Genomic DNA, 22,456 nt, shown 5'->3' with positions numbered 1-22,456 from the left:
CGGGAAAATTAGTAATTGACGGTTTCTAAAGAGCTACCATAATCAATTGTAACGGGCACACGCCAGCGGGCCCGGAGAGAAAACAAGTATAAGGTAAACATGGAGATTACCATGAAAAAGAAGTATCCAGGCGGTAAATCCCAACGGCTTCTTATCGGTGGTCTTGCCGCATCGGTATTCATGCTTTCTGACGCATCCCTGGCCAATCAGGAACTGCTCGAGCTTCAGAAAGACCCCAGCCAATGGGTTATGTGGGGAGGGCAATACAACGGACAGCGTTACAGCGAGCTTGACCAAATCAACAAAAGTAACGTCAGCCAGCTACAACCCGATTGGACCTTCTCCACGGGGGTATTGCGCGGTCATGAGGGTGGCCCGCTGGTGCTTGGAGATACCATGTATATCCAAACGCCATTTCCCAACAAGGTCATTGCAATCGACCTGAATACCCAAGAGATCAAGTGGAAATATGAACCCAGCCAGAACCCGCAGGTTATCGGTGTCATGTGCTGTGATACGGTTAACCGTGGTTTGGCCTATGCCGATGGCAAAATCTTCTTGCAGCAAGCCGATACCACCCTGGTGGCCCTGGACGCGGAGTCCGGACAAGTCGCCTGGCAGAGCATCAATGGTGACCCCAGCAAGGGGCAAACCGCAACGAATGCCCCTCTAGTCGTCAAGGACAAGGTCATTACCGGGATTTCCGGTGGCGAGTTCGGTGTTCGAGGTTATTTGACGGCCTACAACATCGATGATGGCAAGCTTGCCTGGCGTGCTTACAGCACCGGCCCCGATGATTCGATGCTGGTCAATCCCGACGAAACGATTGACGCGGCAACCGGCCAGCCAGTGGGCAAGGACTCCAGCCTGAAGAGTTGGGAAGGCGACCAGTGGAAGATCGGCGGTGGTACTACATGGGGCTGGTTCACCTATGACCCCGAGCTCGATCTGGTCTACTACGGTACCGGTAACCCTGGCACCTGGAACCCCACCCAGCGTCCCGGTGACAACAAATGGTCGATGTCCCTCTTCGCTCGCGATCCGGATACCGGCGAGGCGAAATGGGTCTATCAAATGACGCCGCACGACCAGTGGGATTACGACGGCGTCAATGAAAAGATCCTGGTGGACCAGGAAGTCGATGGCGAAATGCGTAAGCTGGTGGTGCATTTCGATCGTAACGGCTTCGCCTACACCCAGGATCGTGAAACGGGTGAGCTGCTTTCCGCCAACAAGTACGATCAGGACATCAATTGGGCGAGTAGCGTCGACATGGAGACCGGTCGCCCCGTCGTCAACGATCAGTACGCTACGGTGGGAAAGGAAGATGTCAATGTTGAAGGCATCTGTCCTGCCGCGCTGGGCTCCAAGGATCAACAGCCGGCTTCCTTCTCGCCCAAGACCGGCCTGTTCTATGTGCCTACCAACCACGTCTGCATGGACTACGAGCCGTACCAGGTGGATTACACCGCGGGCCAGCCTTATGTCGGGGCCACGCTGTCCATGTACCCCGGTCCGGGCAATATCACCAACCCCGTCAAGGAGATCGATGCCAATCGCATGGGAACCTTTATCGCCTGGGATGCCACTGCTGGCGAGATCAAGTGGTCGATTCCCGAGCGATTCTCGGTATGGAGTGGCGCCCTAGCGACCGCCGGAGATGTGGTGTTCTACGGAACACTCGAGGGTTACCTCAAAGCCGTGGATGCCAACACGGGTGAAGAGCTTTACAGCTTCAAGACACCCTCCGGCATCATCGGCAACGTCAATACCTGGAGCCATGACGGTAAGCAATACATCGGTGTGCTTTCGGGTATCGGGGGCTGGGCCGGTATCGGCATGGCAGCAGGCCTGACCGAGTCGACTGAAGGCCTCGGTGCTGTAGGTGGCTATAGAGATCTGTCCAACTACACCCAGCTAGGGGGCGTATTGACGGTCTTTACACTGCCTGAATCAGCAGCCAAGGATGTCGCAGCGAACTGATCATCAGACGTAACTGACAAGCATAAATAGTCTCGTTAACCCTTACCTGGACCAAGGCCGGCCTTGGTAAGGGTTTCTTTCGGTCAAGCATCGCCCCGTATATGTAAGGTATGAACTATGGCTATAAGAAAACATGCGTTTATCACCAAGCTATGCCTCGCATTAACCCCTCTTTTTATTTCGTCTATCGTTATTGCACAAGGCAGCGATGACCCAGTCGTGAACGATTACAGCAACTACGGCGCCGCGGAATACAGTGATAGCTCCAGCGAAGCCAACACGTCGGCCGGTACTGCCTCCACGGCATCGAGTGAACCCACAGTCAATGATTACAGTAACTACGGTGCTGCTGAATACGGTAGTTCGGACTCAGGCGCTTCCCAGGGGGACAGCAGCGAACAAGCAGGCAGCGAGAACACCCTAGCCAACAGCGCTCAGGCAGGGGGAGCACCTTACGAAGTCGACTGTAGCAGTGGTGCCTGCAAGGCAAATGAAGCTGTGGTGCTAGGTTATCAAAAGTTTGTCGGCCATTGTTCGCAGTGTCATGGCGAAACCGCAGAGGGAAGCACCTTTGCCCCGAGCCTTGTTCAGCAGTTGAAAGGCATGGATAAGGAAACGTTCGTGAATATCGTTTCCAACGGCCAAACAAGCATGAACCCCGGTACTGGCACGTATTCTGTCATGCCCCCCTGGGGAAGCAACAAATCCGTCATGGACAATATCGACAGTATCTGGGCCTTCCTTAAGGCAAGGTCTGACGGGGCCCTCAAGGCGGGGCGGCCAGAACAGATGTAGTGTGGGCCATGTCTTTCGGACCGGAGGAAACCCTGCACGTTATCGAATCGACTATAACAAACAGAGCCCGCCGCTGGCGGCTATCCAGATGGCTGCCAGCCTGTTTTACCGTCTGCTCCGCTCGCCCGGGTCAGACTGACGAAGAGGTCCCGAACGCTCGTTCGGCTGGAACTACTATGATAATTCGCTTACCGACTCCCCTGATCCGCCGGTCACTGTTTGCCCTCGGGCTACTGGGTATTCCGCTACTGGCTGGTTCAGCATTTGCCGCTCAAACGCCGGCCGCCGAATCGCTACGTGTTTGCGCGGACCCCAGCAATATGCCGTTCTCCAATGAGCAGCAGGAAGGCTTCGAAAACAAGATTGCCGAGTTCCTCGGTAGCAAGCTGGGCGTCCCGGTGGAGTATGACTGGTTGCCGGAACAGATGGGGTTTGCCCGCAATACATTAAAGCGCTGGCTACCGGAAGAGCAGCGTTACGCTTGCGACCTCATTGTCCGGGTCGGCAGCGCCTTTGAAGTCGGCAAGGCCACCCGCCCCTATTATCGCTCGACTTATGTGCTGGCCTACGTCAAGGGCCGCGGCCTGGATGGTGTCGCCTCTCCTTCCGACCTGGCAACCCTTCCCGCCGAGACGAAACAGTCGCTGCGAATCGGTGCATTTACCGGGTCGCCGACAGTGGACTGGATGCTCAAGCATGACCTGATCGACCAACTCGTCAGTTATCGTGCCCAGTCGGGCAGCTGGGAGGAGGATCCCAGCGACATGGTGACACAGGACCTGGTCAACGGTGATATCGACGTCGCCATGATCTGGGGGCCCATCGGCGGCTACTATGCCGAGACCGTCGATGAGGTGGATATCGAAGTGGTTCCCTTCCAGCGCAGCGACGGAGGGCGCTTCGACTTTCCTGTCTCGATGGGAGTGCGTTATGGCAATGATCAATGGCTGGCTACCGTACAGCAACTGATCGATGACAATCACGAGGAGATACTCGATATCCTCCGCGATTACCATGTGCCGCTGGTGCCGCTGCAGCCCGAAGACCATCGTCCTCCCGTGGATGACGATGACTGATCTCGCCTGACACCAGGCTTGAACGATATTCCTGTTTCAGCGCCCAGGAGAAAACATTATGCCCAGCAGCTCTCTCGCCAGGCTTGTCATCGGTACGCTACTGCTGATGGCCCCATTGGTCGAAGCCGCCGATGAAAAAGAGGCAGCTTCTTTCTCACCGGCCAACCAGCTATTGTTTCTTGACGATCATCTTACCGATGTCGAATATCCTGCCCGTTACCATTACCGCTTTTCCAGCACGGGCACAGCGGACAGCTTCAACGACACGATCGTCATGGATACGCACAACAATGACGATCAGACCAAACAGGTCCATGTCGAGTACTTCAGCGGCGATCGCCAACGCCATATTCCCGACATAGCCAGTGCCAAGGGCAATCCCATCATCATGTTGTTCTTGCAGCGCGACGTCTCGGAGATGTCCAGTCGCACGGGAGGGAACTGGCGCTACTTCCAGAAGCAAATCAAGCTGGCACTGGAAAACGCAGCCAGGATCGAACCGGTCACGCTGCGTTATAACGGTAGCGACGTTGCCGGCCAGCGTATCACGCTTCAGCCGTTCGCCGACGAACGCACACACCGCAACGAGATGGCGGCCTATCTCGATAAAACCTATAGCTTTCTACTTGCCGAGGCGATTCCCGGCGATGTCTACGAGATGCAGACCACCCTTCCAGCCAATGACGGCGGCCAGCCAGTGGTGGAGCACCTGATTCTGGATCACGTCGAACCATTGAAAGAGTAGGACGTTGAACAGGTTCCGCTACTGGCTACCTTTCGCCTGTCTTCTCTGGGCAACGACAGTTCCTGGCGCCGACCTATCGGTGCCAAGAACTGTCCTCGTGATACCTTTCGACCTGATAGACACCAGCCCACTGAACGAGCTGAATCAAGGCCCGCAGGCCAGCGACCTCGCGCGACTCGACCGAATCCAGCATCTTGTCCGGCAATTAACGAATGCGCGGACAGAATTCTCAGTTCTCGACAATGCTGCCATTAATGAACTGATAGAGAGAGAAAAACACCGTTATCGCTACCTGTATGACTGCAACGGGTGCGAGCTCGACCTCGCACATGCCGCGAATGCCGAGTTGGTCATGGTCGGCTGGGTACAGAAAGTCAGCAACCTCATACTCAACATGAACATCGTGATTCGCGATGCCGCTACCGGCCAGGACATTGCAGGCGCCTCCGTGGACATGCGAGGAAATACGGATGAGTCCTGGTCCCGAGCCGCACATCGATTGATCGAAGACGACCTGCTGCGTAGCTACCGGCGGACCGCTCATAAACAGCAGTAACGCCTGTCTGCGCGCTACCCTCTTCTACGCACTAGCCCCCGCTGCGGATCATACCCCCAGGCAGCCAGCAGGAAGAGCACCACCAGTGTGCCCAGGACCACCGCACACGACAATATGTTGAACTGGCCGTACATGGCAAAGCGGATCAGCTCGACACCGTGCGTGAAGGGATTGTAAAGCGAGAGATGGTAGATGACTTCGGCCCCCGATTCCTTGAGCTTCCATAGCGGATACAGCGCTGGGGACAGAAAGAACATCGGGAAAATCACGAAGTTCATCATCCCGGCAAAGTTCTCAAGTTGCTTGATGGATACTGATAGCAACAGTCCTAGTGCGCCCAGCATCAAGCCGGTAAGGAACATCGCCGGTAACGCATAGACAAGCCCTGGCCACCAGGGCAGGTTGACATCGAACAGGGCACAGACGATCAGAAAGGCATAGGCCTGCAGCAATGACAGGAACGTTCCCGCCAGAAGCTTGCAGAACAGCAGGTAGCTGCGAGGTAGCGGTGCGGTCAACAGCAGCCGCATGATCCCCATCTCGCGGTCATAGACCATGGCCAGGGACGATTGCATGCCATTGAAGAGCAGGACCATACCGAGCAGCCCCGGCACGACATACACCTGGTATTCGATGTAGCTCTCGTAGGGCGGCAATACAGCAACGCCGAACACATTCTTGAAGCCCGCCGCAAAGATGATCAGCCACAGGCTTGGACGCACCACGGCGGAAAGCAATCTCCCCCGCTGATGGAAGAACTTGACGGTTTCCCGGGAGGCGACGGCGACCAACGCCTGAAATGCATGGCTGGCAGAACTCATTGCAGTGGCCTTCAGTTATCGGCGAGTTTGCATTTGCTCTCGCGTGGATCGAAACCCAGCGTATCCAGGGCATTGGTTTGATGGAGAAACCCTTCGAACGGCGCTCGAGCCACGACCCAGTTCCCGGATCCCAGCAGAATCGGCTGACGAAGCTGGCCGTTCCAGTCGCGAAAGCCCATGCGATAGCCCTTGAAGCCATCCAGCACGATGTCATCGCTGACCAAGTAATCACGCAGAGGAGCGAACTGGGACGTCTTCTGTCGCTGCACGGCTTCGACCACGGCTTTGATCGCGATCCAGGCCGCCCAGTCATGCCCCGTCATGTGACGCCCGGCGAGTTCTTCCAGGCGATTGTTGAGCTGACGAGCGCCGTGTCGCTGCCAGGCCCAATGCCAGGCTTGCGGCACCAGCCCCCCGCTACCCACGACCGGCCGTGGAAGTTGCGTCTGATAGCTCAGCTCGCGAGCAAACTCCCCTTGGGTGTCGGCAACGTATACGACATCGTAATCGATACCCGAAGTGAGCAACCGAGGATTGTTCTGTTCGCGCTGGCGCGGATTGTTTCCCAGCAGAAATTCCCGCTCGTCGACGATATCAAGCCCGAAACGCTTGGCCGACCGGGCGAAGGAATCGGCCAATTTACGATCGGCCTCCTCCTGCCCTACCAGCACCAGCACTTCGCTCCACTGCCGGGACAGCAGAAATTGCGCCAGAGCATCGTTTTGCATGGCATGGCTAGGCAGGGTATGCATCAGGTTGGCCTGGCACGCCTGGCCACGCAGCCTATCGTCGGAAGCGCTGACATTGAATAACACCATCTCCTCGCCAGCAAAGGCGTCAGCAACCTCAGCCGTCGTCGGGCCAGGCAAGTCCAGCAGCACGAAGCGATGCCCATTTCCCTGCAGTTGCCGCACCGCCTCGATGGCAGCCTGACTGTCAGCAACCAGCTGCTCGTTCAGGCCGAACTCGACACCCGCGGCCATGCCGGGAAACCGAGATTCCTTGATTGCCACCTTGGCTCCGGCTATCGGTCGCCCCCAAGGCTCGCCCTGGAAGCGGTTCTCCAGGCGTGCCTCGGAGTAGCGCGGATCATCAGCCAGTCCCACATAACCGAAGGTAAAGGGCTGGAGCTCCGATTGCGCGGCGGCGAGTGTCGCCGCCGTTGCCAGTAGCCAGCCCATTACCAGGCCGGCGGCTCTCCTGCATGCACGACGCATCATCAGCCTCCTGTCGTATCGATCACGACGCTATGCGGCACACGACCGACGGGAACCGAGCGCAGTTGCTCTCTCTCAGTGGTGTCGACGACCGAAAGGTCGTCCGACAGACCATTAGTCACATAGAGGCGGCGGCCATCCTCGGATAGCGCCAGCCCCCAGGCCCGGCTGCCTACCAGTACGTAATCGAGGATCTCACGCGATTGGGCATCGACTACCGCGACATGATTGGCGCGCCCCAGCGTGACATAGGCGGACTTGCCATCCGGGGTGAGAAGAATCCCCACCGGTGTTACATCCTCCGGGCGGAAGCCTTCCGGCTGGAAACTGATGTCTTCCACGACCTGGTTGCTGTCGGTATCGATAATGCTGACCGAACCGGACAACTCATTGGACACCCATAGCTCTTGCCCATCCGGGGATAGTGCGAATCGACGCGGCCGGTTGCCCACGACGATGTTATCAGTCAGTTCGTTGGATTCCAGGTCGATCCGGTGGACCATGTTGGCGACTTCAGAAGTCACATAGGCCGTCTTGCCATCCGGCGTGACCAGCACCCCTTCAGGCTCTTCACCGACCTCGACGCGCTCCAGCAGTTCTTTCGAGGCAATGTCATAGATCGTGAACTGGGCATCGTCCTCGTTGGAGATATACAGGCGGTCCCCGTTCGGCCCCAGGTCAAAGATCTCGGGATCGTCTACATCCTCGATCCGGTCGACCACCTCCATCTTGCCGACATCGATGATATCGATGGAATTGCCATCACCGCAGGCAACATACAGTCGCGTGTGATCCGGCGAAAAAGCCAGCCACCGTGGACGCTCGGAGACGGCAATTTCCTCGACCTTCTGGAGGCTCTGGGCATCCAGGACCGTAACGACGTCATCCTCCTCGCTGGATACGAAGAGATAACCGGTACCCGCTGCGGATGCGGTCTGTGCAGCGCCCGCCAGCAGCATGCAGGCCAACAGCTTTGCGGCTTTGTTCATCAGCATTTCCTCGTTGTTATCGTTGCCCCAGAAGTCATGAAACGACCCCTTCCTGTGTTCGGGGAGTCTCGCCGGTAAGTGTCAGGAAGGCACCCGCCAGGTTGGCCGTGCCAGCCTGCCCACATAAAGCGTCAGGCGTTGCCGCAGCAAGACGGCGACCCTTATGGAGCACGATGACTCGGTCCGCGTCCTCGACTTCATCGACCAGATGCGTCGCCCAGAGCACGCCAAGGCCGCGACCGGCACGTAGCTCATGGACATATTCCAGCAATGCCCGGCGTGACGCGGGGTCCAGCCCGACAGTAGGCTCATCCATCAACAATAGGGCCGGCTGATGCAGAAGGGCTCGCGCCACTTCGACCTTGCGCCGGTTGCCCCCGGACAATGCCCGTACCGGACTGTTGGCTTGTTCGACCAGGCCAATGCGCTCAAGCTCGGCGTCGATACGCTCACGGGCGGCCCTCCCCATGCCATGCAGCCGAGCATGAAAACGCAGGTTGGCACGTACGGTCAGGTCCAGGTCCAGGGTCGACTGTTGAAAGACAACACCCAATGCCGCCAAGGCCTGGCTTCCCTGGCGGCGAAGATCATGAGTATCGATCTCTATGCGTCCCGTATCCGGCACGAACAAACCGGTCAACAACTGGAACAAGGTACTCTTGCCCGCCCCATTGGGGCCCAGCAAAGCCACGAACTCACCTCTAGCCACACTCAACGAAACCTCGTTCAGGGCTTTCAGCGCACCATAGGACTTACTGACCGAGTCGACATGCAACACTGCCTGGCTCATTCCTTTACGCCTCCGGCTACGGCTTCCTGAGTGGCGAGGACACCGGACAACAGGTCCGGATGCTGGCGAAAGAGTTCTTCCTGTAATCGAGCTATATCGGTCCCTTCCAGACGCCGTGGCCGTTCAAGCGGGACCGTATAGTCCAGCATGACCCGACTCGGCGAAGGAGACAGAAACAGTACGCGGTCCGCCAGCGCCAAGGCTTCACGCAAGTCATGGGTAACGAACAGCACCAGGGGCCGATCGCGCTGCCAAAGGGCAAGCAGCAAATCGCGCAGCCGGTTGCCGGTTGGCATATCCAGCGACACGAAGGGTTCATCCATCAGCAGCAAGCGGGGTGCAACCACGAATGCGCGCGCCAGCGACACCCGCCGCTGCATGCCACCCGATAGCTGGGAAGGCCAGGCCTCGAGCACGTCACCCAGCCCCACCTCCTGCAGTAGCGCTATCGCCCGCTGGCGTTCCGCATGAGGATCGGAGAGCACCAGGCTTACGTTATCCAGGGTGCTCAGCCAAGGCATCAGGCGTGGCTCTTGAAACATCATGCCCAGATGCGCCGGCGACTGGCCCGCCGCGTACAAGGGCTGATCATCCCAGCACACCGAGCCAACGAAATCGGTGTCGAGGCCGCTGATCATGTTCAATAGCGTACTCTTTCCCGCTCCCGATGGCCCGACCAGAGCGAGGAACTCCCCATTCTGGGCACTGAACGCCAGGTCGCGTACTACGCTCACGTCATCGAAGCGTTTCTCGTCGATTCGTACGTTCAGGCCGCTCATCCGCGCCACCTCGTCAGGCGATGTTCCAGCGGACGCATGATCAGCGCCTCGATCAGCAGTACCACCCCGGCAAAGGCCAGGGTATAAGCCAGGATGCTGGTGATATCGAAGAATTGAAAATAGATATGCAGTTGGAAGCCCACTCCGTTGCTGCGGCCCAGCAGTTCCACGACCAGTACGATCTTCCAGATCAGTGCCAGCCCACTTCGTGCAGCCGCCATCAGGTAGGGATAGAGCTGGGGCAGGTAGACCTGTCTCAGCATGCGCAGGCGGGGCAGGCGATACGCCTGAGCCACTTCCAGCAGCCGCAAGTCCACGGCACGCGCTCCTTCACGCACCATGACAATCACGGTAGGAATCTTATTCAGCGCCACCGCCACTATCGCGGCGACATCCGTCAGACCGAGCCAGATATAGCAGAGAATGATCATCACCAGGGCAGGTATATTCAGCCCCAGTACGAGGGGGCCATCCATGGCGATATCCAGGGTCTTGTAACGCCCCATGACGATGCCGATCAGCGTACCGATGCACATCGCCAGCAGGAAGCTCACCAGCACCCGCCACAGGGTGATGGCAAGATGGAAGGGCAACTCCCCGGACAGAGTATGCCGGCCCAAACTCATCAGTACCTGCCATGGCGAAGGCAGCACCGAAGAATCGGCGACCCACGCCACCAGCGCCCACAGCACGACCAGCCCCATCAGGGAGCCTACCCGCAGCAATGCCTGCCTCGAGATCATGGCAAGCGGAATCCATCCCAGAAAACCTCTGTATCCAGTTGCTGCATCCTCCCGACAAGGTCCTCGCCACCCTCTTGCGCCAATATGGCGAAGAGCCGTTGGGCAGCCTCGATTTCAGCCGCGCCATAACGCTGGGGAATCCCGCTGCGGTAGCCTTCCTTGATGGCAGCAAACACGGCTTCGTTTTCAGGCTTTACGAGTGGTCGCAAGCGTTCCCAGGCCTGACTGGACTCTGCCAGGATCTGCTTGGCTTCGTAGGTAGCCTGGATAAAGCTCCGTAGCGCTTCACGATTCTCATCGGCCCACTGCTCGGCAAACACCCAACCCAGCAGTGGGGGCGTCGTCTCGATACCCAGGTCTCGCAACATCTGCTCGACAGTAAGCAGCGGTCGCATGCCCGACGCGGAGAGCCGGGCGTTGTAATGCCAGAAGTTGATGACTGCCGGTAGGTCGCCATCGATCATGAGCTTATTGATCATGGGTGGTGCCGCATAGGTCGGCTCCACGAAAGCGGTGAGTTCGATATCCTTGGTCTGCTGAGCATAGGCGCGCAACAAGAGCCAAGTCTTGTCGACCGGTCCACCGGCGATGCCAAGCTTATGGCCCTTCAAATCCTCCAGGCTGGCAATACCGGCTTGCGGTGCCATCATGACGGCGCCTACCGATAGGGAATAGGGCGCGAATTGATAGTTGCGTCCTGCCTGACGCTGGCGGGCTGCCCATAACCAGTCGGAGACAATCAGATCGACACGGCCCCCCTGCAGGGCAACGGCCAGCGCATTCTCGGAAGCCAGAGGCAGCACCTCGATCTGGATACCACGCTTCTCTGCCAAGGCGTGCTCCTGCACGACCTGCAGCTCCCAATTGACCGTGCCAAACTTGAGCACACCGACACGCAGGGTTTCAGACTCACTCTGAGTACTGCTCTGAAATTGAGCTTGTGCTGTTAGCGAGCTGCCAACGAGCAGTAGAAATATCAATAGAAGAAGAAAATGGCGGCACTGCCAAGCACATCTGGAATGATGAGCCATCGTAGGGCGATATATTGCGTAAACGTTGCCATCATTCATGAAATCGCCCTTCTATTCTGGGCCAATATTAGTTCTTGTACCTGTACTGATACTGAGTAAACGAAATCAGGAAAAGACGACTTTAGTCTCGGCCTGCTTCCTCAAGGCACGTCGAACAATTAATTGTCAAAGAACAATCGCGATCGCTCAAAAGGGAGCCTTCGGTTCTGGATATTTGACGGCGTTAGCCTGGGTATCGCTAGGTGACCAGAGAGGGCTTAAAACAGACTGCCGATGATCAACGCAGTCAAATAAGCTTCAAAGCATTATGCCAAGCCCTGTGGGACAGAAACTATTATTGCTGGCCCCCTTGGTTACGGAAGCCAAGGTGCAGGCAGCGGCTTGATTGGCACCCGCGGAGAGGCTGGCCTGTTGCGCCAACTTCCTGGCCTCATCCGCGGGAAGGGTCAGTGGATTTACGGTAAGTGAGTTCCGATCGGGACGGCTCAGGCCGTAAGCTGGCGCTCAAACTCGGGCAGCACTTCGAACAGATCCCCGACCAGGCCATAGTCAGCGACCTTGAAGATTGGCGCGTCCTCATCGTTATTGATCGCCACGATCACACGGGAATCCTTCATTCCCGCCAAGTGCTGAATGGCACCGCTGATACCGACAGCGATATAGAGTTCGGGCGCCACGACCTTGCCGGTCTGCCCAACCTGCATGTCGTTGGACACATAACCGGCATCTACCGCGGCGCGAGAAGCGCCGATGGCCGCACCCAGCGTTTCTGCCACGCCGTCAAGCAGTTTGAAGTTCTCGCCACTGCCAAGCCCGCGCCCACCGGAAATGACCACGCGAGCACTGCCCAACTCCGGCCCCTGATTGGCGGCGCGCTCTTCGCTGACGAAGGCAGAGAGCGCATTGTCGACGGCCGTCTCGAGAGGCTTGATATCTGCCTTGCCGCTGGCTTCGACGGCATCGAAGGCACTGGCTCGAACCGTCACGACCTTGAGCGGAGCGTTGTTGCTGACCGTGGCAACCGCACCGCCAGCATAGATGGGCCGCTTGAACGTCTCGGCCGACTCGACAGCGATGATATCGGAGACCTGGGGAACCCCCCTGAGCGCCGCGACGCGTGGCAGAATGTTCTTGCCCGTGGTGGAGGAGCCGGCCAGCAGGTGGGTGTAGTCCGCCACCAAGGTATTGATCAACTCAGCCATCGGCTCGGCCAATTGATGGGCATACACGGCGTGGTCTGCCTTCAGCACTGTTCGCACGCCATCCAGACTAGCGGCTGCCTCGGCCACGGCCTCGACCTGCTCGCCGGCGACGAGAATATCGATGTCTGCCCCAATCTGTTGGGCCGCGTTGACGACATGGGCGGTTGCTTCGGCCAGCTTGTTTTCGTGATGGTCCGCTACAATCAGGATGCTCATGAAATCACCTTCGCTTCGTTTTTCAACTTGTCCACCAACTCGCCGACCGAGCCGACCTTGACCCCACCCTGGCGCTGCGCGGGCGTCTCGACACGCTCGAGTGTGAGATAGGGGGTGCGTTCGATTCCCATATCCTCAAGTGCGCGGGCGTCAATGGGTTTCTTCTTGGCCTTCATGATGTCGGGTAGCCGGGCATGGCGGGGCTCGTTCAGGCGCAGGTCCGTCGTGATGACGGCAGGCAGACGCAGCGACAGGGTCTGATGGCCACCATCGACTTCGCGGATCACCGTCACCTGCTCATCACCCACCTCCAGTTCAGAGGCGAAAGTGCCCTGCCCCATGCCGGTCAGCGCAGCCAGCATCTGGCCGGTCTGGTTGTTGTCACTATCGATGGCCTGCTTGCCCAGGATTACCAACCCGGGCTTCTCCTCTTCGACGATACTGGCCATGACGCGTGCGACATCCAGCGAGTCGACCTGCTCCTCGCTCTGGACATGGATGGCACGGTCGACACCGAGCGCCAGCGCGGTCCGCAGCTGCTCCTGGGCCCCCTTGGGGCCGATGCTGATGGCGATGATTTCGGTGGCGATGCCTTTCTCCTTCAAACGGATCGCCTCTTCTACAGCGATTTCACAGAAGGGATTCATGGCCATCTTGGTGTTGCTCAGGTCGACATCGGAGTTGTCCGAGCGCACCCGTACCTGAACGTTGTAATCAATGACGCGCTTGACGCCGACAAGAATTTTCATGCGGTAACCTCCTGTTGTTTTTCCTGAAGTTCGAACTGCACTTCATCGAATTGACGAGCGACCGAGGCAAGGGGAGCCGCTGTAGTCAGTGACACCAGCACAATGGACATCAACGAGAACACGAAGCCAGGGACAATTTCGTAGAGGTCAAAAAGGCCTCCCGACAGCCGAGACCAGACGATGACGGTGAGGCCGCCGACAACGATGCCCGACAGCGCTCCCCACTGGTTCATGCGCTTCCAGTACAGAGAGAGAATCAGGGTCGGGCCGAAGCAGGCACCGAAACCGGCCCATGCATAGGACACCAGCGCCAGCACGTCCGAGCCAGGTGCCAAGGCCAAGAGCAGCGCCACCGAGGAAACGCCGAGTACGGCCAGACGACCGACGAGCACCAGTTCTTTCTGCGAGGCATGCTTGCGGAAGACAGCTTTATATATGTCGTCGGCGATCGTCGAGGAGCAGATCAAGAGCTGCGAATCCGCCGTAGACATGACCGCGGCCAGAATGGCGGTCAACAGGACACTGGAGACGACCGGATTGAACAGCATGTCGACCATGAACATGAAGATGCGCTCTTGGTCTGCGATCCCGTCAGGGAAAAGACCATTTCCCAGGACGCCAATCATCAAGGCACATACCAGACCTATGCCGGTCCAAGAGACTGCCACGCGGCGGGCAAAGGGGATGTTGCGATGGTCATTGATGCCGGCAAAGCGTGCCAGCGCATGGGGTTGGCCGAAGTACCCCAGCCCCCAGGCCAGAGAGCTGGCGATGGCAATCCAGGTCAGGCTCTCGCCACTGGCAGCATCGGTAAACCATTGCAGGACATGCGGGGAGGCGGCCTGCGCCGATGCCAGTGATGCATCGATTCCCCCCATCTCCATAACCGCAGCTATCGGCACCGCGACCAAGGCGAATAGCATCATGATGCCCTGCAGGACATCGGTCCAGGATACGGCCAGATAACCGCCGAAGAAGGTGTAAGAGATGATAGCGAGCGTCCCAAGTATTACAGCGAGCTCGTAGTTCATACCAAAGACGGTATTGAGCAGCTTGCCGCCAGCGACTAACCCCGAGCTGGTATAGAAGAGATAGAACACAATTATAAATAGCGAGGCGACCAGCCGTAGCCCTTTGGTGTGCTGTTGGAATCGCTCAGCGAGAAACTCGGGAATCGTCAGTGAATTGTTGGCCACGAAGCTGTAGACGCGAAGTCGTTGGGCGACGATCAGCCAGTTAAGCAATGAACCGGCTAGCAGCCCGGCGGCAATCCAGAAGGAAGACATGCCCGAAAGATAGGCAGCGCCTGGCATGGCCACCATTAGCCAGCCGGACATTTCAGACGCTCCGGTCGAAATGGCAGTGGCAAAAGGGCCTAGCGAACGGCCACCTAGTACGTAATCGGAGAAGTCAGAGGATCTTTTCCAGGCGACAACACCGATAACAAACATCGCCACGAAATAGAGTGCAAAAGTAGCGATAACTACTGCGTTATTGTTATCCAGCATCGTACGTTCTCCTTATTTCAGGCAAAAGCCGGCCTAGCAACGCTGTAGCGCCGCTGTTGTTGTTACTGTTTAGGTTGATCAATCGCTGTGCGGGTGGCTCAGTCGTTGATCAGAGCAATGGTTACGAGTGCCGTCGCCTAGATCGCGAGCCGAGAGGGATGGCTGTTGCTGAAGCTGGATTTCCGAGTAGAGTGGCGAGCTTGTGGGCCCAGCCAGGAGACTGGGATACGGTTGTATTGTTGGACGTCATGCTCTCTTCCTTTTATGTAGTTGTTGAAGAAATACGTTGTGTTGGATCACTTAGTCGGGCGTAGGCTTGGCGGCGTCATGGGCAGCATCCAGCCCACGATGAACAGCCTGTCGAAAGCCGCATTGAAGCATGGCGTTCAGGCCTTCAGTAGTCGTGCCGCCGTAATCGAGAAACCGCTTGACCAACTCACTGGGCGACGAGGCTTCATCAAGCATCAACTGGCTGGCGCCTGAAAACGTGTGTAGCACGCTGCGCCGAGCAATAGCCTCGGGTAGACCTTGCGCCATGGCGTGGCTGATCAACGCATCGGCCAGTAACGCTGGAAAGGCCGGGCCACTCCCGGTCAGGGCCGTCAAGTACTCAACCTGGGATTCGTCTTCGACCTCATCGCTGGGACCGCAAGCAGAGAGTAAACGATGAACGAACGCTCGCTCGGCCTCGGTCACGTCAGGCGTGGCATACCACGGCGTATAGGAATACCCAACGGCTGCAGCGGCATTAGGCATGGCGCGCACGATACGATCGCTACCCGTGGCCCGGGCCAACGCAGCTATCGGCACTTTGGCCATCAGCGAAATCACCAGCCGCTTCTCAAGCGGTAGTGTCAACGCCTTAAACTGCTCTGGCCGAACCGACACGATGACGACATCGGCCATTTCCAGAAGTGTTTCGGCGCTATCGACGCAAGTAACTTCGGGCCATTCTTGATAGTGATGGCCCGTACGGCTAGCCGTCACGACAAGCTGGTCAGGGGCAACCAGACCACTCGTTAGTACTGAGTGCCCTACTGCACTGCCAAGCCAGCCATTACCACCGATGATTCCGAGCGTCGGTGTCTGCGTCATGAGTCATCTCCTGTTGGGCAGCAGCCAGTTCCTCGGAGGAGAACCGTGCCGTGTGCCGTGCGGCAAAACGCTCCAGATCTGCGGGTGTGCAGAGCTGTCCGGTAAAGATATTGACGTATTGGGCCACGCGGCTGATACGGGTGTCCTTGGTCTCTTGGGTATGCATCGAGATGTAGCCGATCTGAAGCAAGTAAACGGTTCTGGCCCGGGTGTCGGCTTCCAGGGCTTCGTATCCATAACGAATGAACATTTCCTGCAGCGCTTTTAGACGTTGCTCATCGGCTTGGCGCACCCGCTCGGCGACGGCACTATCCTGCAGGCTCCAGCTTCTAACGGCATATTCGAATTCCGAGTCGAAGAGGGAAGGATCAAACCAGCAGTCGAAGACATTCAACATGGCCTCAACGATGGATGAGGCATACTTTTCGGTCTGCAATACTAGGGCCTTCGTATTCTGCTGCTCCCAGCGCTCCAGCAGTGCGGCAAGCACTTCCTCTCGATCCTTGAACAACCAGTAAAAACTGGTGCGTGATGTTCCTAGTGTCTTGGCTAATGGCACGATCTTGACGGCACTGACCCCCGAGTTGATCAGCAGGTCATACGCTGCGTCTATCCAAGCAACCTTATTCATGTTGGGACGATCGTTCTTCACGCAGTTCCCTCTATTCGATTGACATGGCAGCCATGGTATCAGGTAGTTTTTCACCCCTCTGTACACCACTGTCATGTTTATTGACAAAGGTGTACAGCGAAGGCTAGCTTGTGTCAACACCAAAACAAAAAGGTCTCTTACCGTGAAAAACGATCCGTTGCTACAACCCCTACAACTCAAGCACCTGACGCTAAAAAACCGAGTCATGCTGACCTCGCATGAGCCCGCCTACCCCGAAGACGGCATGCCCAAGGAGTTGTACCGGGCTTACCACGTTGAACGTGCCAAGGCAGGCGTGGCGCTGACCATGACGGCAGGCTCCGCTGCGGTATCGAGAGATAGCCCGCCCGTCTTCAACAATATCCTCGCTTACAAGGATGAAGTGGTGCCGTGGATGCGCGAGCTGACCGACGCCTGCCACGAACACGGCACGGCGGTCATGATCCAGCTGACACACTTGGGCCGCCGGACCCGCTGGGACAAAGGCGACTGGCTGCCGGCCGTCTCGGCCTCAAATCACCGCGAAGCCTCCCACCGCGCTTACCCGAAGAAGGCCGAACTCTGGGACATCGAGCGATTGATCAAGGACTATGCGGATGCCGCCGAGCGCATGCATGCCGCTGGATTGGATGGTCTCGAGATCCAGGCTTATGGCCATTTGATGGATCAGTTCTGGTCACCACTGACCAATGAACTCGATGCACCGTACGGCGGTAGTCTGGAGAATCGGCTTCGATTTACCTTCGAAGTTCTTCAGGCGATTCGCGAGCGGGTGGGTGATCGCTTCCTGTTAGGTGTGCGCTACACCGGTGATGAGTGCTTGCCCGGTGGCTTCGATGCACGTGACGGCATGGAAATCTCCCATCGTCTGAAAGCCAGTGGTCTTGTGGATTTCCTCAACGTCGTGAAAGGCCATATCGATACCGACCCTGGCCTGACCGATGTCATACCGATCCAAGGCATGCCCAGCGCCCCGCATCTCGATTTCGCCGGGGATATCAGGCGCGAAGTCGATTTCCCCACGTTCCACGGTGCCAAGATCCAGGATGTCGCCACAGCGCGTCATGCGATTGCCTCAGGCAAGATCGACATGGTCGGCATGACGCGGGCCCACATGGCAGACCCCCACTTGATGAGAAAAGTCATCGAGGGCCGGGAGGAAGAAATCCGCCCCTGCGTCGGCGCCAACTACTGCCTCGACCGCATCTATCAGGGCGGTGCGGCCTACTGCATCCATAATGCAGCAACTGGCCGCGAGACCACCATGCCGCACACCATTCCGCCGGCCCAGACCAAGCGCAAGGTTGTGGTCGTCGGCACCGGCCCCGGGGGGCTCGAGGCCGCTCGCGTGGCCGCCGAGCGTGGACATGAGGTGGTCGTATTCGAGGCGGCCGATGCCCCCGGTGGCCAGATCCGTCTGACGGCACAGAGTGAACGCCGGCGCGAAATGATGGGCATCATCGACTGGCGTTTCGAGCGTTGTCAGGCCATGGGCGTGACTTTTCATTTCAACGTGTTTGCCGAACAGGACGAAGTGCTGGCCGAGTCTCCCGACGTGGTGATCGTGGCCACCGGTGGTCTACCTAACGAGCAGGCACTTGATGAGGGTAACGAACTGGCCATCACCGGGTGGGACATCCTTTCCGGCCATGCCAAGCCGGGCAGCAATGTACTGGTGTACGATGATGCCGGCGACCATACGGCCCTGCAGGCAGCGGAAATCATTGCCAAGGCGGGTGGCAAGGTGGAGTACATGACGGCCGACCGCGCATTGGCGCCGGAAGTCATGGCCATGAACCTGGTGCCGTACATGCGCACCTTGCAGTTGCTGGACGTGACGTTTACGCCGACCTTCCGCCTGAGCAAGATTCGGCGCGAGGGCAGCGACCTCCTCGCCTCGGTCAGCAGCGATTACACCCAGGTCAACAAAGAGCGTCGTGTAGACCAGGTCGTGGTCAATTTCGGCACCTTGCCGATGGAAGATTTATATGAAGAACTCAAGCCATTGTCGAGCAATCTGGGCGCTGTCAATTACGACAACCTGATCGCCGGCAACCCGCAATCGGTCGATACCAACCCGGACGGAAAGTTCCAACTGTTTAGAGTGGGCGACGCGATCTCGCATAGGAACACGCATGCGGCGATTTACGATGCATTACGGCTCGTCAAGGACCTTTGATACTGACTGCTCGTGCCGAGCCATTATAAAAAACACTTAATTTCCGCATGGCCACTACAGTAAAGAGATAAACCATGTCGTTTAAAAGAACAATTCATGCCATTGATACCCATGCTGGCGAGCCCATGCGGGTTATCACGGGGGGTGTGCCCAATATTCCGGGAAGTACGGTTTATGAAAAAATGGTTTGGTTGCGGGAAAACGACGACCAATTGCGTCAGTTAATGCTGCGTGAGCCGCGTGGCTACCCTCCACTGTGTTGCAATGTCATCGTTCCCCCCTGCCATCCCGATGCGGATGCTGGGTACATCATCATGGAGCAGGTCGAGTATCCGGTCATGTCAGGGGGCAACACGATTTCGGTGGCAACCGTGCTGCTTGAGATGGGCATGTTACCGATGCGCGAGCCAGTCACTGAGCTTGTTCTTGAAGCACCCGCCGGCCTTATTCGAATCACAGCCGAATGCAAGAATGGCAAGGTAAAAAGCGTCACCTTCAAGAACGTTCCTGCCTTCGCAGCCTATCTCGACGCAGAAATAGAGGTTCCCCATCTTGGCAAGGTGACGGTGGATGTCGGCTGGGGAGGCATGTTTTATGTCATTGCTGATGTCCGACAGTTTCCCGGCATCGAGCTAATCCCTGAGCATGGGGCTGAGATAGCACGAATTTCGGCCATGATCAGGCAGGCAGCTATCGAGCAATTACCGGTTGAGCACCCCGAGTACCCGGGAGTCGGGATCACGATATCGCAGCTTTCCGGGCCGGCAAGTAGCCCAGACGCTGACTGGAAGAATGCGGTCACCGTCGCTTCCGGGGGATTCGATTGGGACAATCCGAGCACCTGGACAGGCGCCATCGATCGTTGTCCCTGCGGTACGGGAACCTGCGCCAAGATGGCGGTTCTGCATGCCAAGGGCGAACTCGCGATGAATCAGGATTTTCGTCACCAGGGAATCCTCGGTAATGTTTTCACCGGCCGCCTTGTCGAAGAAACAAGCATTGGCGACAGGAAAGCGGTAGTGCCGACTATCTCGGGTACCAGTTGGATCTACGGGATTAACACCTACGTTCTGGATAATGATGACCCCTTCACCGAAGGGTTCAGCGTGCAGGATATTTGGGCTTGAGCCAAATCAAGAGCGAACATTGAGAGGTCACTATCGTGGATCAGCAGACGCTTTCCGCTCACGAGGCAGAGAAACTGGCTGAACATGCCTGTCTCGCCGCAGGCGCCAACCCTGCCACGGCACGCTCGTTGGCCAAGGCAACCGTATCGGCAGCGCTTTTTGGGCGGCCCGGTGTCGGCTTTCCGCATCTGCTGGATTATCTTTCCAGCTTCCGTGCCGGGCGGATCAATGGCGATGCCGAGCCTGAGCTCACTTCGCCCTTGCCCGCCATTCTCCACTCCAATGCTGATGGAGGAATAGCGCAGCTCGGTTTCGACCTGGCAGCATCGACACTCGTCGAGAGAACCCGAGAACTCGGCGTTACCCTCTTTACTCAATCCAACAGCTATACGACTGGCGAGCTGGGCTACTACGTTCGCCATCTTGCCTTGGAAGGGGTAGTCGCCCTTGCTGCGTCCAATAGCCCGGCAGTCGTTGCAGGCTCACCCGGGGGCAAGATCGCTTTCGGTACCAATCCGATGGCCTTCGCTGCGCCTTTAGCCGATGTGGATGCGCCGCTGGTCATCGATCAGGCGTCGAGCGCAACTGCCTTTGTCAATCTTGCCAAGGCTGCAGAAGAAGGCAGCGAGATCCCTGAAGGCTGGGCAATCGACGAGACAGGCCGAGTAACGACCGATGCAGCAGCCGGCCTGCGTGGCGCACTTCTGGCGTTTGGGGGAGCGAAAGGTGCGAACGTGGCATTGATGATCGAGTGTCTAGCTGCCGGGTTATCCGGAGCCTCATGGTCACTCGACATGCCCGATTTTCAACATGGGGACCGGGTAATAGATGCAGGGATGACGATTATTGCCATCCAGCCCACCGCTATCGATGAGCGCTTTTCCAGCCGTCTCACCGAGCAACTTGACCGGGTCGCCGAACGTGGGGCTTATGTGCCTGGCCGCCGCCCGGTGCGGAGCAAGATAACGGACGAGGACCGCGTCACTGTCGACACTGTGGTGCTTGAAAAGATCCGGCGCTTCTTGTGAGGAGCAGAAAGTCGGCACTGACCGGGCATTTACGGAGCAGATCATGATACGGGGCTGAGCCTGACGTTTCTCCCTGCATACCTTCCTCCTATCAAGTTTCGCTAGCGTTTCGCGAGCACTACCTAATAGGTGATCTATGAGAAGTTCCAAGACCATTCACGTCATTTCTTGTCATGCCGAGGGCGAAGTGGGCGACGTGATTGTCGGAGGCGTCGCGCCTCCGCCAGGTAACACGCTCTGGGAACAACGCAGTTGGATCGATAACGACCAGACGCTGCGTAACTTCGTTCTCAACGAACCGCGTGGCGGCGTCTTTCGCCACGTCAATCTTCTGGTTCCACCCAAGCACCCTGAAGCACAGATGGGCTGGATTATCATGGAGCCGGAGGATACCCCACCGATGTCAGGGTCAAATTCCATCTGTGTATCCACGGTATTGCTGGATAGTGGCATCATTCCTATGCAAGAGCCGGTAACAGAGATGGTCCTGGAGGCGCCAGGCGGTCTGGTGAAAGTGACGGCGGAGTGTCATGGTGGCAAGGCACAACGGATAACGGTCGAGAATGTGCCTGCCTTTGTCTGCGAACTCGACCAGACACTGGATGTGCCGGGTATCGGCAAGGTCCGAGTCGATACCGCTTATGGTGGCGATAGCTTTGTCGTCGTCGATGCGAACGAGCTCGGGTTCAGCCTGGAAGAACACGAAGCCCGCTACCTTGCAGAGCTTGGCGTACGCATCACCAACGCAGCCAACGAACAGCTGACTTTCCGCCACCCCGATAACCCGGACTGGACGCATTTCTCGTTCTGCTTGTTCGCAGGCCCCATTGAACGGGAAGGTAACCAGCTCTCGGCACGCTCAGCAGTGTCGATTCAGCCAGGTAAGATTGACCGCTCCCCCACCGGGACCGCGGTTTCAGCCCGTATGGCACTACTGCATGCCCGGGGTGAGATGGCAGTGGGGGATTACTTCAAGGGACGCTCGATTATCGGCTCCGAATTCCAGGGTCGCCTCAAGAGCGAAACTATGATCGGTGGTCAGAAGGCTATCATTCCTGAGATATCTGGGCGGGGCTGGATCACGGGCACTCATCAACACATGCTGGACCCCGAGGACCCTTGGCCGGAGGGCTATCGGCTGACCGATACCTGGCCATCATTCAAGAGCTAGTCAT

Annotated in this window: 21 protein-coding genes; 9 read left to right on the top strand and 12 right to left on the bottom strand. The window is 57.7% G+C overall.

Going from position 1 to position 22,456, the window contains the following annotated elements; translation table 11 throughout:
* Positions 1-111: 111 nt before the first annotated feature.
* From F568_RS0111815 to F568_RS22820, 5 genes are all read left to right on the top strand, one after another.
* Complete coding sequence (locus F568_RS0111815; RefSeq protein ID WP_019018939.1) at positions 112-1,983, top strand: methanol/ethanol family PQQ-dependent dehydrogenase; 1,872 nt, start codon at positions 112-114, stop codon at positions 1,981-1,983.
* A 117-nt stretch (positions 1,984-2,100) separates the two neighbouring features.
* Positions 2,101-2,778, top strand: coding sequence for a cytochrome c (locus tag F568_RS23945; RefSeq protein WP_019018938.1), 678 nt, complete (start codon positions 2,101-2,103; stop codon positions 2,776-2,778).
* 176 nt (positions 2,779-2,954) lie between these two features.
* The gene (locus tag F568_RS0111805) at positions 2,955-3,854 is read left to right on the top strand and encodes a quinoprotein dehydrogenase-associated putative ABC transporter substrate-binding protein (RefSeq protein ID WP_019018937.1); all 900 of its coding nucleotides are present in this window, start codon (positions 2,955-2,957) and stop codon (positions 3,852-3,854) included.
* A 58-nt stretch (positions 3,855-3,912) separates the two neighbouring features.
* The gene (locus F568_RS0111800) at positions 3,913-4,599 is read left to right on the top strand and encodes a hypothetical protein (protein WP_019018936.1); all 687 of its coding nucleotides are present in this window, start codon (positions 3,913-3,915) and stop codon (positions 4,597-4,599) included.
* 97 nt (positions 4,600-4,696) lie between these two features.
* Positions 4,697-5,155: a DUF3280 domain-containing protein gene (locus F568_RS22820; RefSeq protein ID WP_019018935.1), complete on the top strand. Its 459-nt coding sequence runs from the start codon at positions 4,697-4,699 to the stop codon at positions 5,153-5,155.
* A gap of 14 nt (positions 5,156-5,169) precedes the next feature.
* Here the strand turns inward: F568_RS22820 and pedC are convergent, their stop codons facing one another.
* The 12 genes from pedC to F568_RS22810 all read right to left on the bottom strand — a co-directional run bounded on the left by pedC (position 5,170) and on the right by F568_RS22810 (position 16,926).
* A complete protein-coding gene (gene pedC / locus F568_RS0111790) occupies positions 5,170-5,976 on the bottom strand; it encodes a lanthanide ABC transporter permease protein PedC (RefSeq protein ID WP_019018934.1) in 807 nt (268 codons plus the stop codon).
* 11 nt (positions 5,977-5,987) lie between these two features.
* Positions 5,988-7,193: a lanthanide ABC transporter ABC transporter substrate-binding protein PedA1 gene (gene pedA1, locus F568_RS0111785; RefSeq protein ID WP_211213440.1), complete on the bottom strand. Its 1,206-nt coding sequence runs from the start codon at positions 7,191-7,193 to the stop codon at positions 5,988-5,990.
* A gap of 2 nt (positions 7,194-7,195) precedes the next feature.
* Positions 7,196-8,182 (bottom strand): PQQ-dependent catabolism-associated beta-propeller protein, encoded by a 987-nt coding sequence (locus tag F568_RS0111780; RefSeq protein WP_019018932.1) that lies wholly within the window; start codon positions 8,180-8,182, stop codon positions 7,196-7,198.
* A gap of 34 nt (positions 8,183-8,216) precedes the next feature.
* A complete protein-coding gene (gene pedB, locus F568_RS0111775; protein ID WP_019018931.1) occupies positions 8,217-8,972 on the bottom strand; it encodes a lanthanide ABC transporter ATP-binding protein PedB/LutE in 756 nt (251 codons plus the stop codon).
* Entirely contained in the window at positions 8,969-9,751 is a 783-nt protein-coding gene (locus F568_RS0111770) for an ABC transporter ATP-binding protein (RefSeq protein ID WP_019018930.1), read from the bottom strand. The genes pedB and F568_RS0111770 overlap by 4 nt, the downstream gene beginning before the upstream one ends.
* Positions 9,748-10,494, bottom strand: a complete 747-nt coding sequence (locus F568_RS0111765) for an ABC transporter permease (RefSeq protein ID WP_019018929.1) — start codon at positions 10,492-10,494, stop codon at positions 9,748-9,750. The genes F568_RS0111770 and F568_RS0111765 overlap by 4 nt, the downstream gene beginning before the upstream one ends.
* Complete coding sequence (locus F568_RS22815; protein WP_229804242.1) at positions 10,491-11,327, bottom strand: ABC transporter substrate-binding protein; 837 nt, start codon at positions 11,325-11,327, stop codon at positions 10,491-10,493. The genes F568_RS0111765 and F568_RS22815 overlap by 4 nt, the downstream gene beginning before the upstream one ends.
* A gap of 683 nt (positions 11,328-12,010) precedes the next feature.
* A complete protein-coding gene (locus F568_RS0111755) occupies positions 12,011-12,943 on the bottom strand; it encodes an electron transfer flavoprotein subunit alpha/FixB family protein (protein ID WP_019018927.1) in 933 nt (310 codons plus the stop codon).
* Positions 12,940-13,692 carry an electron transfer flavoprotein subunit beta/FixA family protein gene (locus F568_RS0111750; RefSeq protein ID WP_019018926.1) on the bottom strand — a complete coding sequence of 251 codons (753 nt, stop codon included), beginning with the start codon at positions 13,690-13,692 and terminating at the stop codon, positions 12,940-12,942. The genes F568_RS0111755 and F568_RS0111750 overlap by 4 nt, the downstream gene beginning before the upstream one ends.
* On the bottom strand, positions 13,689-15,200 hold the full coding sequence (gene putP / locus F568_RS0111745; protein ID WP_019018925.1) for a sodium/proline symporter PutP: 1,512 nt from the start codon (positions 15,198-15,200) through the stop codon (positions 13,689-13,691). Before putP ends, F568_RS0111750 begins: the two co-directional genes overlap by 4 nt.
* A gap of 300 nt (positions 15,201-15,500) precedes the next feature.
* Complete coding sequence (locus tag F568_RS0111740; RefSeq protein ID WP_019018924.1) at positions 15,501-16,295, bottom strand: pyrroline-5-carboxylate reductase family protein; 795 nt, start codon at positions 16,293-16,295, stop codon at positions 15,501-15,503.
* Positions 16,258-16,926: a TetR/AcrR family transcriptional regulator gene (locus tag F568_RS22810; RefSeq protein WP_019018923.1), complete on the bottom strand. Its 669-nt coding sequence runs from the start codon at positions 16,924-16,926 to the stop codon at positions 16,258-16,260. Before F568_RS22810 ends, F568_RS0111740 begins: the two co-directional genes overlap by 38 nt.
* Positions 16,927-17,089: 163 nt before the next feature.
* On the opposite strand from F568_RS22810, the gene F568_RS0111730 reads away from it, so the two are divergent.
* The 4 genes from F568_RS0111730 to F568_RS0111715 all read left to right on the top strand — a co-directional run bounded on the left by F568_RS0111730 (position 17,090) and on the right by F568_RS0111715 (position 22,452).
* The gene (locus tag F568_RS0111730) at positions 17,090-19,126 is read left to right on the top strand and encodes an oxidoreductase (RefSeq protein ID WP_026300502.1); all 2,037 of its coding nucleotides are present in this window, start codon (positions 17,090-17,092) and stop codon (positions 19,124-19,126) included.
* A gap of 74 nt (positions 19,127-19,200) precedes the next feature.
* Positions 19,201-20,253, top strand: a complete 1,053-nt coding sequence (locus F568_RS0111725; RefSeq protein ID WP_019018921.1) for a proline racemase family protein — start codon at positions 19,201-19,203, stop codon at positions 20,251-20,253.
* A 35-nt stretch (positions 20,254-20,288) separates the two neighbouring features.
* The gene (locus F568_RS0111720; protein ID WP_019018920.1) at positions 20,289-21,281 is read left to right on the top strand and encodes an Ldh family oxidoreductase; all 993 of its coding nucleotides are present in this window, start codon (positions 20,289-20,291) and stop codon (positions 21,279-21,281) included.
* Positions 21,282-21,417: 136 nt separating this feature from the next.
* Positions 21,418-22,452 (top strand): trans-3-hydroxy-L-proline dehydratase, encoded by a 1,035-nt coding sequence (locus F568_RS0111715; RefSeq protein ID WP_019018919.1) that lies wholly within the window; start codon positions 21,418-21,420, stop codon positions 22,450-22,452.
* Positions 22,453-22,456 lie beyond the last annotated feature (4 nt).

The sequence above is a fragment of the Modicisalibacter luteus DSM 23508 genome, from assembly GCF_000378505.1.
Taxonomy (GTDB): domain Bacteria; phylum Pseudomonadota; class Gammaproteobacteria; order Pseudomonadales; family Halomonadaceae; genus Modicisalibacter; species Modicisalibacter luteus.
The sequence above is the reverse complement of the archived record's forward strand: the minus strand, read 5'-3'. Positions and strand labels throughout refer to the sequence as shown.